The sequence below is a fragment of the Corynebacterium aurimucosum ATCC 700975 genome (assembly GCF_000022905.1).
Taxonomy (GTDB): Bacteria; Actinomycetota; Actinomycetes; order Mycobacteriales; family Mycobacteriaceae; genus Corynebacterium; species Corynebacterium aurimucosum_F.
Genome location: NC_012590.1, coordinates 2,667,567 through 2,679,959 on the forward strand (window position 1 = coordinate 2,667,567; position 12,393 = coordinate 2,679,959).

At 60.5% G+C, this 12,393-nt stretch carries 13 protein-coding genes; 5 read left to right on the forward strand and 8 right to left on the reverse strand.

Going from position 1 to position 12,393, the window contains the following annotated elements:
* Window positions 1-127: 127 nt before the first annotated feature.
* Window positions 128-1,345, forward strand: a complete 1,218-nt coding sequence (locus tag CAURI_RS12700; RefSeq protein ID WP_012715363.1) for an NYN domain-containing protein — start codon at window positions 128-130, stop codon at window positions 1,343-1,345.
* A 106-nt stretch (window positions 1,346-1,451) separates the two neighbouring features.
* Here the strand turns inward: CAURI_RS12700 and CAURI_RS12705 are convergent, their stop codons facing one another.
* Both CAURI_RS12705 and trxA read right to left on the reverse strand, forming a co-directional pair.
* A complete protein-coding gene (locus tag CAURI_RS12705) occupies window positions 1,452-2,267 on the reverse strand; it encodes a PspA/IM30 family protein (protein ID WP_010187881.1) in 816 nt (271 codons plus the stop codon).
* 157 nt (window positions 2,268-2,424) lie between these two features.
* On the reverse strand, window positions 2,425-2,790 hold the full coding sequence (trxA, locus tag CAURI_RS12710) for a thioredoxin (protein ID WP_010187883.1): 366 nt from the start codon (window positions 2,788-2,790) through the stop codon (window positions 2,425-2,427).
* A gap of 147 nt (window positions 2,791-2,937) precedes the next feature.
* On the opposite strand from trxA, the gene CAURI_RS12715 reads away from it, so the two are divergent.
* The 4 genes from CAURI_RS12715 to CAURI_RS12730 are packed head-to-tail and all read left to right on the forward strand — an operon-like array spanning window position 2,938 to window position 7,154.
* Window positions 2,938-3,138, forward strand: coding sequence for a heavy-metal-associated domain-containing protein (locus CAURI_RS12715; protein ID WP_010187886.1), 201 nt, complete (start codon window positions 2,938-2,940; stop codon window positions 3,136-3,138).
* A 5-nt stretch (window positions 3,139-3,143) separates the two neighbouring features.
* Window positions 3,144-5,315, forward strand: a complete 2,172-nt coding sequence (locus CAURI_RS12720; RefSeq protein WP_010187888.1) for a heavy metal translocating P-type ATPase — start codon at window positions 3,144-3,146, stop codon at window positions 5,313-5,315.
* An 11-nt stretch (window positions 5,316-5,326) separates the two neighbouring features.
* Window positions 5,327-6,661: an MFS transporter gene (locus tag CAURI_RS12725; protein WP_010187889.1), complete on the forward strand. Its 1,335-nt coding sequence runs from the start codon at window positions 5,327-5,329 to the stop codon at window positions 6,659-6,661.
* Window positions 6,651-7,154, forward strand: a complete 504-nt coding sequence (locus CAURI_RS12730; RefSeq protein ID WP_029158879.1) for a VanZ family protein — start codon at window positions 6,651-6,653, stop codon at window positions 7,152-7,154. Before CAURI_RS12725 ends, CAURI_RS12730 begins: the two co-directional genes overlap by 11 nt.
* A 1-nt stretch (window position 7,155) precedes the next feature.
* Here CAURI_RS12730 and dnaB read toward each other — a convergent pair whose 3' ends face one another.
* The 6 genes from dnaB to CAURI_RS12760 all read right to left on the reverse strand — a co-directional run bounded on the left by dnaB (window position 7,156) and on the right by CAURI_RS12760 (window position 12,338).
* The gene (gene dnaB / locus CAURI_RS12735) at window positions 7,156-8,580 is read right to left on the reverse strand and encodes a replicative DNA helicase (protein WP_010187892.1); all 1,425 of its coding nucleotides are present in this window, start codon (window positions 8,578-8,580) and stop codon (window positions 7,156-7,158) included.
* A gap of 644 nt (window positions 8,581-9,224) precedes the next feature.
* Window positions 9,225-9,677, reverse strand: coding sequence for a 50S ribosomal protein L9 (gene rplI, locus CAURI_RS12740; RefSeq protein ID WP_010187895.1), 453 nt, complete (start codon window positions 9,675-9,677; stop codon window positions 9,225-9,227).
* Window positions 9,678-9,723: 46 nt separating this feature from the next.
* Complete coding sequence (locus CAURI_RS12745; protein WP_010187897.1) at window positions 9,724-10,314, reverse strand: single-stranded DNA-binding protein; 591 nt, start codon at window positions 10,312-10,314, stop codon at window positions 9,724-9,726.
* A gap of 51 nt (window positions 10,315-10,365) precedes the next feature.
* Complete coding sequence (gene rpsF, locus CAURI_RS12750) at window positions 10,366-10,656, reverse strand: 30S ribosomal protein S6 (protein ID WP_010187899.1); 291 nt, start codon at window positions 10,654-10,656, stop codon at window positions 10,366-10,368.
* 147 nt (window positions 10,657-10,803) lie between these two features.
* The gene (locus CAURI_RS12755) at window positions 10,804-10,986 is read right to left on the reverse strand and encodes a hypothetical protein (RefSeq protein ID WP_010187901.1); all 183 of its coding nucleotides are present in this window, start codon (window positions 10,984-10,986) and stop codon (window positions 10,804-10,806) included.
* Complete coding sequence (locus CAURI_RS12760) at window positions 10,983-12,338, reverse strand: glycosyltransferase family 87 protein (RefSeq protein ID WP_010187903.1); 1,356 nt, start codon at window positions 12,336-12,338, stop codon at window positions 10,983-10,985. Before CAURI_RS12760 ends, CAURI_RS12755 begins: the two co-directional genes overlap by 4 nt.
* Window positions 12,339-12,393: the final 55 nt, after the last annotated feature.

Consider the following 12,393-nt stretch of genomic DNA (forward strand, 5'->3'; position numbering starts at 1 on the left):
TCCCTCAAGGTTATCGACGTTTTGTGACTAATGGGGCACACTGGAATACACCGGCCCTAGGCTGGAAGACCTCACAGAAGTGACCTAAGAAAATTATTTAGAAGAAATAGAACGGAATTTAGGAGCCATGCTTGAACGAACACTTGTCTTCGTCGACACGTCATATCTACTCGCCAGTTTCTACAACTCTTGGGAAACGGGTGCTCGGGCCCAGCTAGAAATCGATTTACCTGAAGTAGTCAGCTCCCTTGGTTCCATGATTGAGAACCAGGTTGGAAACCGCATTCACCGCCAGTACTGGTACGACGGCATCCCCGATACCGGGCCCCACCGCTACCAGCGAGCGTTGCGCGTCTGCGATGGCGTGCAATTGCGAACAGGTCAGCTCATCGAATGGGGCGAGCGCCGCACCCAAAAGGCGGTGGATACCCGCCTTGTCGCCGACATGATCGTCTCCGCCATGAAGGGCCAAGTCACGGACTTTGTTTTGGTCTCCGGCGATGCTGACATGATTCCCGGGGTCCAGGAGGCCGTCAACAATGGTGTGCGCGTGCACCTTTATGGCTTCGGATGGGATTCGATGTCCTCGGCGTTGCGCCATGCGTGCGACTCCACCACAATCCTTGATCCGCGCGAAGACTTCGCCGATGCAATGGAGCTCGAGGTCCTCGAAGGCCCGCTGCCGCCGACCATCCGCGAACCCCAGAATTCCGAGGACGTCGGCGAGGAAGTGAGCGATGCCGCTAGCGAGCTCGCTCCGGAATGCGAAGAACCTACCGAGGCGCAAGCTGCTTTCCCCTCCGCGCCGAAACCCGGGCCGGCCACTCCTTCTGCCGCGGCACAAGACGTGGCGGCCACGGCCGCTCACCCCGAATCAGCGGCACCCAGCGTCCCCGCCGAGGACGAGGAGCCCTCCCAGCCCGGAACCGCTGCGCAGGAGTCTGCCGACGAAGAGCCGGAAGCAGGCACCGACGCTCCGAAGCCGGCCCCCAAGCCGGCCGCGCCAAAGCCGTCCATGATGGCGCCGCGCCGTAAACTTCGCTCGAAGTACGTTCCCCTCCCCGAAGAAGTGTGGAGCTCCGCCGGCTTCCAGTCCCCCTTTGACGTGGGGCAGCAATATGCCTCGTGGTGGTTCGACAACGCCGCGAGCGCCGATCAACGTGACCAGGCCCACCTGCTCTCGGGCGGCGGCCTGCCACCGGAAATCGACCGCCCGTTGCTGCAGTTCGCCTGTGAAACCCTGCACGAGTACACGCTCACCGAAACCCAGCGCGTCAACCTGCGCGATGGCTTCCACTCGGGCATCCGCGGCGTGCTCATCAATATCCGCCGCCAAGATAGCTAAAACACTACAGGGACCTTTGAGAGCATAAGGTGTTGAAACACCCCGGCCGCGCTGCGTGCCCGCCCTCAAAGGTCCCTTTTCTATGCGGGGATGTGCTCCGCGGTGGCTACTGCTTGCCCTCGGCGGTGTCCGATTCGGAACCAGCACCAGTTTCGGTGCCCGCCTCAAGCGCTTGGTCGCTAGCGAAGGGGGAACCTTCGATCTCCTTATTCTTGGCCATCTCGGCGCGAATCTCGTCCAAGCGGGACGCGGCGGCCATGTCGTGGCCTGCGGCCGAAATCTCCTGAATCCGGCTACCGCCAGCTGCCTGGTGCAGCTCCTGAGCGCCGAGAGCATCAGCGTAGCGCTTCTCAATCTTGGCGCGTACCGAATCCAACGTTGGCGTGGAATCATCGGGCTTGAGCTCGTTCATAGAGTCCAAGGCCTCAGCGTTCTTCTCCTGCATCGCTGCCTGATCAGCCTGGGACAGCAACTGGTCCACCTGCGCCAGCTGCTCCTTAAGGCGGGCCTCCGACTGCTGCTGCTGGGCCTTCGCCTGCTCGGCAGCTTGGGAAGCAGCCTCGTGCTGGGATTTCAGATTGGCCAACTCATTCTCTACGGCGACCAGCTGGCTCGCCACGACCTCGGCCGCTTGGTTGTACTCGGCGGCCTTCTGCGGATCCTCGGAAGCATCCGCCAGCTCCAACGCCCGGCGGGTCTGGTCTTGATAGTCCTTCTGGGTCTTCACCAGACGGTTGAGCTGCATTTCCAGCTGGGTTTTGCGTCCAATAATCTCCGCCGCATGTTCGGAAATCTGGCGATGTTGCTCCTTCGCACCTTCCACGGCCTGCTGGATCTGGACCTTGGGGTCAGCGTTCTCGTCGATCTTCTGATCGAAAGAAGCCATCACATACTTCCAGCCTTTGCTAAATGGATTTGCCATCGCACTCACTCCTTAGTGGTTCCTGCAGCAGTAGTTAATGCAGCTCTTATTAGTGCCTATATAAAAAGACGCTTTCCTGCGAGTGTAGCGATACTCACAGGAAAGCGCGCGCGGCGGGCGTACCTGGACCCTCAGCGCCAAGAAGAATTCTCCGGGACTATTCCGCCTTCTGGCTCTCCACCTGGGCGCGGACTTCGTCCATGTCAAGGGCCTTAACCTGGCCGATGAGATCCTCCAGGGCTGCCGGCGGCAGGGCGCCAGCCTCGCGGAAGACCAGGATGCCATCGCGGAAAACCATCAAGGTAGGGATGGACTGAATCTGCAGCTTCGCGGATAGCTCCTGGTTGGCCTCGGTATCCAGCTTGGCAAACGTAGCATCGGGGTGCTCCTCAGATGCCTTCTCAAAGACGGGACCGAAGCGCTTGCACGGGCCGCACCATTCCGCCCAGGCATCGACGAGCGTGATGCCGTCGCCGGAGATGGTTTCCTGGAACGTGTCCTCAGTAATGTCAATCGTTGCCATGTTGTTCCTATCAGTCTCGGGGATTTTTGTCGGTTCTATCAACCCTCAACGGTACACAAGACTCGATTATTCCTTGCGCGTATACCCCAGGGGGGTATATTCTTGGCAGTAGCATTAACCGTTAAGAAGAGAGAAGGATTCATCACCATGAGCACCACAACCTACACCGTTACCGGCATGACCTGTGGCCACTGCGAGCTTTCCGTCAAGGAAGAGATCTCAGAGATCAGTGGCGTAACCGACGTTACTGCCGACCACACCACCGGCGCAGTCACCGTCACCGGGGAGGGTTTTAGCGATGAGCAAGTTGCTGCTGCCGTCGCCGAAGCCGGCTACGAATTGGCCTAAACACCATGACTACCAGCCTCACCCTCGGCATCACTGGGATGACCTGTACGTCGTGCTCCTCCCGCGTCGAGCGCAAACTCAACAAACTCGACAACGTTGAAGCCACGGTCAACTTCGCCACGGAGTCTGCCTCCGTGAGTTATGACCCTGCAACGACGACGCCCGCCGATCTCATCGACGTCGTCGAAGGCGCGGGCTACGGAGCCTTCACCATGGACGGTGAGGGGGAGGAACCAGCAAGCACGGCGGAGGATGCTCGCGAGAGCGAAGCCTCCGACATCCTTCAGCGCACCCTGCTCTCTGCGGCACTCTCCCTACCAGTGATGCTGCTTTCCATGGTCCCGGCCCTGCAGTTTCAGCACTGGCAGTGGGCCTGCTTGATGCTCACGACACTCGTCTACGTCATCGGCGGAGCACCCTTCCACCGCGCTACCTGGGCCAATCTGAAGCATGGCGCTGCCACGATGGATACTCTCATCACACTGGGCACTACCGCCGCTTTCGGTTGGTCCCTCTACGCGCTCTTTTTCGGCGATGCCGGAATGCCCGGTATGACCATGCACATGACGCTACGCTCCAATGACGCGCAGATGGACCACATCTACCTCGAATCCGTCGGCATGGTTATCACCTTCCTGCTGCTTGGACGGTGGTTTGAGCTCAAAGCTAAGGGGCGCTCCTCCGAGGCGCTCACCACGCTGCTGACTATGGGGGCTAAAGAAGCCACCGTGCTTCGCGACGGCACCGAAACCCGCATTCCCGCCAGCGAGCTCCACGTAGGCGATGTTTTTGTGGTCCGTCCCGGCGAGAAGATCGCCACCGATGGCGTGGTTCTCAGCGGTCATTCCGCCGTGGATGAATCCCTGCTCACCGGCGAGTCAATGCCGGTTGAGGTTTCACCCGGCAGCACGGTGACGGGCGCTACCATCAACGCCTCTGGGCGCCTTGAGGTGCGCGCCACCCGCGTTGGCTCCGACACCGTTTTGGCCCAGATGGGCGCGCTGGTCACTGCGGCCCAGACCTCGAAGGCCCCTGTACAACGTCTCGCGGACCGCATCGCCGCCGTCTTTGTCCCGATCGTCATCGGCATCGCTCTCCTCGCCCTCGTGGCACACCTGTTGTTCGGTGGTATCGCCCCAGCCTTCGTGGCCGCCGTCTCCGTCCTCATCATCGCGTGTCCGTGCGCCATGGGCTTGGCGACGCCCACCGCAATCCTCGTGGGCACCGGGCGCGGCGCCGAACTGGGAATCCTCATCAAGGGCCCGGAGATTTTGGAATCGACGCGCCAGATCGACACCATCGTTCTAGATAAAACGGGCACCATCACGGAAGGCCAGATGTCGGTGGGAGCAATCCAATCTACGGCAGGGCACACGCAGCAGGACGTTCTTCGTCTCGCCGCGGCCGCAGAGCAGGGCTCCGAGCACCCCATCGCACGCGCCATCCGCACGGCTTACGACGGCGAGCTCCCCACAGCCGAAGACTTCCACGAGCTTCCCGGCCAAGGCATCGAGGCAACGATTGAGGGCGCGCACGTGCGAGTCGGCCGGCCGCCTGCGGGCTATGAGGGCACCGGGACCCAAGTCGGCGTCTACGTCGATGACACCCTGGCAGGCTCCATCGAGCTGCAGGATCGCATCAAGGAATCCTCCGCCGCCGCCATCGCAGCAATGCACAAGCTAGGACTTACACCCCACCTACTCACCGGGGATAACGCCGGCGCGGCGCGTGCAGTGGCGCGAGCCGTTGGCATTGATGATGCCAACGTGACAGCGGAGGTCATGCCCGCAGACAAAGTGGATACTATTGCTCGTCTGCAGGAGCAGGGGCGCACTGTGGCCATGGTGGGCGATGGCGTCAACGACGCCGCAGCGCTCGCGCAGGCGGACCTCGGAATCGCGATGGGCGCGGGAGCAGACGTGGCCATCGAAGCTTCCGATATCACGGTGATGAACAACGACCTGCGCTCCGTTGCCGAGGCAGTGCGACTCGCGCGCAGCACCCTGCGCATCATCAAGGGCAACCTATTTTGGGCCTTCGCCTATAATATTATTCTTCTTCCTGTGGCAGCGTTTGGCCTGCTCAACCCCCTACTGGCGGGGTTGGCAATGGCCCTGAGCTCAGTCTTTGTGGTGACCAATTCTCTGCGGCTGAAAAGCTTTACCCCCGAGGAGTAAGCTTAGCCTGCATGAATCGTCTTGATCATCGCTCTATCTCACGCACGGAGAGGCTCGACCGCCTTCCCGTCACTGGAAAACACAAACGTCTCCTCTTCGGCTCCGGCATCGGCTGGGCGCTCGACGCCATGGACGTGGGCCTCATCTCCTTCATCATGGCCGCTTTGGCCGTGCACTGGGGGATCACACCGACCCAATCCTCCTGGCTGGCGTCCGTGGGCTTCATCGGCATGGCCTTGGGCGCCACCTTCGGCGGCCTCTTGGCCGATAAGTTCGGCCGCCGCCACATTTTTGCTCTGACCCTGCTGGTCTATGGCCTTGCCACGGGCGCTTCTGCCCTGGCAACGGGCCTCACGCTCCTCATCATCCTGCGCTTCTTCATCGGACTTGGCCTCGGCGCTGAGCTGCCGGTGGCCTCCACGCTGATTTCCGAGTTCGCACCGCTCAAGGTGCGCGGGCGCATGGTCGTTCTGCTGGAGGCCTTCTGGGCGGTGGGGTGGATCCTCGCTGCGGTAATTGGAACGTTCGTGGTGGGGGCGTCGGAAAGCGGCTGGCGCTGGGCCCTAGCGCTCGGCATGGTGCCCGCGCTCTACGCTCTCTATGTACGCCTTCACTTGCCTGAATCAGTGCGCTTCCTAGAGTCGAAGGGCCGCCACGAGGAAGCAGAAGAAATCGTCGCTTCCTTTGAGGCCGAGGTAGACGAGGCGGACATTGACCGCACGACCCCGGCACCGACCTACTCCGAGGAAGATGTCACCGCCACCAGCATTTGGTCAAAGTCCTTGCGCGGGCGCACGCTGGCGCTGTGGACCATCTGGTTCTGCGTCAACCTCTCCTACTACGGCGCCTTCATTTGGATTCCGTCACTGCTTGTCGCGGATGGCTTCTCCCTGGTGAAGTCCTTCAGCTTCACGCTGATTATCACTCTCGCCCAGCTACCCGGCTACGCCGCAGCCGGCTGGCTCATCGAGGTCTGGGGCCGCCGCTCGACCCTAGCGATATTCCTCGTGGGTTCCGCCCTGTCGGCCGGGTTCTTTGGTTTCGCTAACACTGAAGCCATGATCATCCTGGCCGGTTGCCTGCTCTCCTTCTTCAACCTTGGCGCGTGGGGTGCGCTGTACGCCATCGGCCCGGAGCTCTACCCCACCGCCCTGCGCGGGCGCGGTACCGGTGCGGCAGCTGGCTTCGGCCGACTCGCATCAATCCTGGCACCGCTCATCGTTCCGCCGCTCATCGCGGTGGCAGGAACGGGCTCGCTCTTCGCGCTGTTCGCAGCAGCCTTCGGCCTCGCAGCTGTAGCAGCACTGACACTGCCAGAGTTCAAGGGCAGGACCCTTGCTCAATAGGGTCGCCCTTGGCGCGTGGATCGCGGTCATGGCCGCGCTCACCACGCTTAAGCCCTTCTATCAGATTGGCTACCTCTGGAAGCCGGAGAACCAGCGAGTTCGTGACCTGCGTTTGGTGCCACTTGATGAGTTCTCCGGAGGCACCTGGTTTGGCCCGCTTTTTGAGTATGCGGGCAATACCGCCTTTTTCATTCCTTTCGGCATGCTCGTCTTCAGCATGTGCCGATCAATCAAGGCAACGGCCGCGTGGGGATTCGCGCTGAGTTTGGCACTGGAAACAGTCCAGTATGCCTTCACGCTAGGACGCACTGATATTGATGACCTCATCTTCAATACGATCGGCGTGCTCATCGGCGCGGCATTCGCCCGGCTTTGTGGCGAGCGCTTCTTCCCGGTGTGGCGATGGCTGGCGCTCGCCGCGGCTGCGGTCTTCTTGGTCTTGGTCATCCTCGGCCCACGGTTGGGTGACCCCAACGCTGTCGTGGACCTGTAATTTAACCGTGCGCCATGTTGACGAACTTGGAGTAGTGCAGCTGGTGCGCCACCTTCACCGTGTCGATCGGGCCGCCACGGTGCTTGGCCAGGATGATATCCGCCTCACCGGCGCGGGGATCATCGCGGTCTTGTGAGTCTGGGCGGTAGAGCAGCATAACCATATCGGCGTCCTGCTCAAGCGAGCCGGATTCACGCAGATCCGCCAGCTGCGGTTTCTTATCGGTACGGGATTCTGGACCACGGTTCAGCTGCGAAATCGCGATGAGCGGAACTTCCAGCTCCTTGGCCAACAGCTTGAGCTGGCGCGAAAACTCCGAGACCTCTTGCTGACGGGACTCTACCTTCTTGCCCGAGGACATCAGCTGCATATAGTCCAACACAATGAGGTCTAGACCGTGCTGCTGCTTCAGGCGGCGGGCCTTCGAGCGGATTTCCATCATGGTGAGGTTCGGGGAATCATCGATGAACAGGGGCGCATCCTGGATGCGGTTGAGGGTGTCATCGATCTTGGCCCAATCCTCCGTGGACACGCGGCCACCGCGCATATCCGATAGCTTCACTTCCGCCTCCGCCGACAACAGGCGCATGACGATCTCTGAGGCGGACATCTCCAGGGAGAACACCACGGAAGTCTTGTTGTGCTGCAGGGAGGCCGAGCGCATGAAGTCCATGGCCAGCGTGGACTTACCAACGCCGGGGCGGGCGGCGACAATAATCATCTGGCCGGCGCGTAGGCCATTGGTCAGGTTATCGAGGTCGATGAACCCCGTGGGCACGCCGGACTCCACACCGTTTTGCTGCAGGGCAGCGAGTTCATCAATGGTGGGATCGATGAGATCGCTTAAGGCACGGTAATCCTCGGTGGTCTTCTTCTGCGCCACGGCGAAAACTTCCTGCTGGGCGCGGTCCAAGACGGACTCGATCTCCATATCCTCAGAGCCCTGGAAGCCGAGTTGGACGACTCTGGTTCCGGCGTCCACCAGCTTGCGCAGCACCGCCTTCTCCGCAACAATCTCCGCGTAGTAGCGGGCGTTGGCGGCGGTTGGCACCGTGGCCAGCAGGGTATGCAGGTAGGGCGCGCCGCCAACGCGCTCGAGGTTGTTATAGCGATCGAGCCGGGCCGCCACAATCACCGCATCGATGTCGGTTCCTGCGGCATAAAGGTCAATCATGGCCTGGTAGATGAGCGTGTGCGCAGGGTAGTAGAAATCCTCCGGCTCTAGCTCCTCAATGACCTCCATGACCGTGTTCGGGCTCAGGAGCATGGCGCCGAGAACGCCCTGTTCGGCCTCGCGGTCCGCGGGCGGCTGGCGGAATTCACCGTAGCGCTTAGGTTCCTCCTGCCGGTAGGAGCGGCGGGGCTCCTCCTCTACCGGCTCCGGTGGTGGTGGAACCTGGTCATCATCAAAACTGGCATTAGTCATTGCTCATTAATCCCACCGTTCATTAATCCCACCCTGGCCGTGTGCCTGAAGTTCTCACTCTTCTCCGCGCCGGACGGCCAGGTTTCGATGCAGTGCCAAGCGGCAACCGCGCGCGATACACAACAGTCTAGCCGAGGGTCAAGACACCACCCCTTGGGCATAACTTTCAGAGTTATCCACAGATCCCTGTGGAATTGCCAGGTCACCAAAGACATGGTGTGCAAAGGTAGAGGTCAGAGCTGTGGATAACTTTGCGGCGCTGTGACCAGCGAAGATTATTTCCGCAGGTCAGTATGGGTTTTTCTTAGTGTGAAAATCCGCACAAAACCGGTGGAAAAGTAGGCCCCTCAACTGGAAATCGCCCCTACCAGCGGGTTAACACCATGCGCCGTGAGTAAATTCACCGTTAACGCGCCGCCGAGTTATCCACAGATAATGCGAGTTATCCACAGTCTGAGCGTGACTCCGAGTCTCTATCCCCACAGGCCCACAAAACGGCCTGAGGCCGTGCTTCCTCTCACCACCTCACATAGTGGGAGGAGCACGGCCTCAAGCCTTGCTGTTGTCTTAAGGTCACGTCCTGCGTACCGGCGCCGCGCCTCACACGCGGACGGACGGAGGGTGACCGTCGTGCGCCTTAATTCTTAGGCAGCGACGACCGAGAAGTTCACCTTGCCGATAACGTCAGCGTGCAGCTTCAGCTCGACTTGGTAGTTGCCGGTCTTCTTGACCAGGCCCTTGGGAAGCACAACAATGCGCTTGTCCAGCTTCGGGCCGCCAGCGGCGGCAACGGCGTTCACGATGTCCTCTGCGGACACGGAGCCGAAGAGCTTGCCGGACTCGGAGGTCTTCACCGGGACGTTAACGTCCTTGAGCTCCTCCAGCTGGGTACGGATCTCGCGTGCATGGTCCAGGTCGCGGATTGCGCGAGCTTCCTGGGCGCGCTTGATGCCCTCGATCTGCTTCTCAGCACCGCGGGTGGCGACGATAGCCAGGCCGCGCGGAAGCAGGTAGTTACGTCCGTAGCCGTCCTTAACCTCTACAATTTCGCCGGGGGCGCCGAGGTTCTCAACGGCAGCGGTGAGGATCAGCTTCATGATCCCTGCCTTTCAATTGAGTTAAATGAATACTTGCGTGACAGTCTTAGAACGGGGGTTCTGCATCCGCACCACCAAAGCTTCCTGCTTGGGGTGCCGAATTCCACGGATCGTTGCTCGGAGCCGACTGCTGGGACTGCTGCGGGGCAGAGGACTGGGACTGGTTTCCAGAGAAACCACCCTGGTTTCCGGAGAAACCGCCTTGGTTGCCACCACCGTAGTTAGCGCCACCCTGCTGCTGGCCGCCGCCATAGTTGCCGCCGCCGTTGCCGGACTTACGGTTAACCTGAGCGGTTGCATAACGCAGGGAAGGGCCGACCTCATCGACCTCAATCTCAAAAACAGTGCGATTCTCGCCCTCACGAGTCTGGTAAGAGCGCTGGCGCAAACGGCCAGTAACGATAACGCGCATGCCCTTGGTTAGGGTCTCCGCAACGTTTTCTGCGGCTTGGCGCCACACGTTGCAGGTGAGGAACATGGCCTCGCCATCCTCCCACTGGGAAGTCTGCTGATTATAGCGACGCGGGGTGGAGGCAACACGGAAATTCGCCACTGCGGCACCCGCCGGGGTGAAGCGCAGTTCCGGATCAGCAACGATGTTGCCGACAACCGTGATGTTGGTATCTCCCTGAGCCATGTCTTTACTCCTTAATATCGGTTACGTGGATTGCTCGAAACCCAGTATCCGCTATTTGCTGTCGGTGCGCAGAACCTTGGTACGCAGAATGGAGTCGTTCAGGTTCAGACGGCGATCGAGCTCGAGAACGGAGTGGGATTCACACTCCAGCTCCACGACTGCGTAGATGCCCTCTTCCTTCTTGTTGATCGGGTATGCAAGACGGCGCTTGCCCCACACGTCAACCTTTTCGACTTTGCCGCCATCCTTGCGGATTGCCTCGAGGAACTTGTCTAGGGACGGGGTTACGGTGCGCTCATCCTGATTAGGATCCAGAATGATCATGACTTCGTAGTGACGCACGGACCTCATCACCTCCTATGGTCTAGTAATTGGTATCGGCCATATCACCTTTGCGGATATGGCAGGAGGGTCTGTTGCGTCAAGCAACCCTCACACAGTACCGCACTGACCGGCGGAAAAGGAAATCCCTTATATCCTCGGCCGCCTCTAGTGGGTCGCCGCGACAAAGATCGCCGAACCAGCAGGAATCACGGTGAGAAACAGGAGGGCCAGCAGCCCCAGCACAATGGGCCAGGTGCGGTCTTGAGAGCGCTGAAAAAGGTAATAGGCGCTCAACACGCAAATAAAACCCAGCGTGATGGAGATGATGCCCAGGATCGTCATAGTCATCGCGCAAAATCCCCCGCCAATGGATCCCTACCGCCGTGCGCAGCACGGACCTTATCTTCCGATTTGCCCCACATCTGACGGATGATCAGCACGCCGATGGCGATGATGAAGCCATCACGGGTAATCACCGCGATATCCAGCATCTCGTGCGGCAGGCCCTTGTTCTCAGCCCCGAGCATGTGCCAGGTAAGGATGGGCCAGAGGAGGGCGTCGGCAAGCGCCCAGCTAAAGATGAGACGCCAACGTGGCAGGGCCAAGAGCGCCGGTACGACGAGCCACAGTGAGTACTGCGGCGACCACACTTTGTTGAAGATCAAGAAGGCCATGATGATGAGATAGATCATCTCAGCCACCCGCGGCGCACGCGGTGTCTTGAGCCCCATGATGGCGATTGCCGCGCAGCACGCCAGGAAAGCCACGAGGGAGAAGGTGTTGAGGAAGTCCGCTTCGAAGCCCACGCCCGTCACGCGGCTCAACAGCGCATAGATCGTGGTCCAATCCGCACCGCGTTCCTGATTGAGCCTAAAGAACTCGCCCCAGGCTTCGGGGTAGGCCAGCGCCACGGGAAGGTTCACCACGAGCCACGTCACAGCGGTTGCCGCGAACATCTTGAAGAAAGGCGCCCAGCGCTTGTGGCGGATGGCCAGCACCAAAAAAGCGCCCAAGATAAACAGGGGCCACAGCTTAAACGCTGTGCCGAGCCCAATGAGGATGCCGGCGAGCCAGTTCTTACGCTTTGTCACTGCAAGAAGCGCGCCCGCCATGAAGGCCACCGACGGGATGTCCCAGTTCGTAAAAGCGTGAATAACCACGAGCGGGCTGGCCGCCATGAGGATGGTGTCCCATGCCCGGTTACCCGTGAGCTGGAAGACCATCACCACCGTACCGACCCACACGAGGGACATGATGAACGCGGTCAGCCCAAAGTACCAGCTGACATCTGCCATCCCAAGCCACTCGACCGCCGGATAGGTGGTGCGCGCCAGCCATCCGACGGCTCCCTGGAAGAGGCCAGCCAGTACCGGGTACTCCATGTAGCGGGTGAGATCGCCCTCAACCCAGGAATAGGCATAGGGGAAGCCCGGCTGATCGAGTCCGCGCCCACCATAGAGCGGGACGATGTCGTTGTAGCAAAAGGCCGTGTATTGGCGGTTGCCATCCCAGTTCAGGCTGATGAGGCCATCCTCGCCCCGGCGACTACCCGCACAGGTTGCCTTACTCAAAAACCCAAATGCCAAAAACGTCCACGCCAGCGTGATAGCCACGCGCAGGGGCGTCCACCACCCGGAATAGGCCGAACGAGCAAAGCGCCCCGTCGGCCCACCCAAGGCGTCGACCGCGTTGCGGGTCATAGACTCAGATGAGAGAGACACGATCTGCGAAGTAGTGTGATGGCTCACCGGGCGA

Bases quoted from the DNA above. Each gene is read 5' to 3' on its own strand.
- CAURI_RS12700 (WP_012715363.1), top strand. From the start codon at position 128: ATGCTTGAACGAACACTTGTCTTCGTCGACACGTCATATCTACTCGCC.
- CAURI_RS12705 (WP_010187881.1), bottom strand. From the start codon at position 2,267: ATGGCAAATCCATTTAGCAAAGGCTGGAAGTATGTGATGGCTTCTTTC.
- trxA (WP_010187883.1), bottom strand. From the start codon at position 2,790: ATGGCAACGATTGACATTACTGAGGACACGTTCCAGGAAACCATCTCC.
- CAURI_RS12715 (WP_010187886.1), top strand. From the start codon at position 2,938: ATGAGCACCACAACCTACACCGTTACCGGCATGACCTGTGGCCACTGC.
- CAURI_RS12720 (WP_010187888.1), top strand. From the start codon at position 3,144: ATGACTACCAGCCTCACCCTCGGCATCACTGGGATGACCTGTACGTCG.
- CAURI_RS12725 (WP_010187889.1), top strand. From the start codon at position 5,327: ATGAATCGTCTTGATCATCGCTCTATCTCACGCACGGAGAGGCTCGAC.
- dnaB (WP_010187892.1), bottom strand. From the start codon at position 8,580: ATGACTAATGCCAGTTTTGATGATGACCAGGTTCCACCACCACCGGAG.
- rplI (WP_010187895.1), bottom strand. From the start codon at position 9,677: ATGAAGCTGATCCTCACCGCTGCCGTTGAGAACCTCGGCGCCCCCGGC.
- CAURI_RS12745 (WP_010187897.1), bottom strand. From the start codon at position 10,314: ATGGCTCAGGGAGATACCAACATCACGGTTGTCGGCAACATCGTTGCT.
- CAURI_RS12755 (WP_010187901.1), bottom strand. From the start codon at position 10,986: ATGACTATGACGATCCTGGGCATCATCTCCATCACGCTGGGTTTTATT.
- CAURI_RS12760 (WP_010187903.1), bottom strand. From the start codon at position 12,338: ATGACCCGCAACGCGGTCGACGCCTTGGGTGGGCCGACGGGGCGCTTT.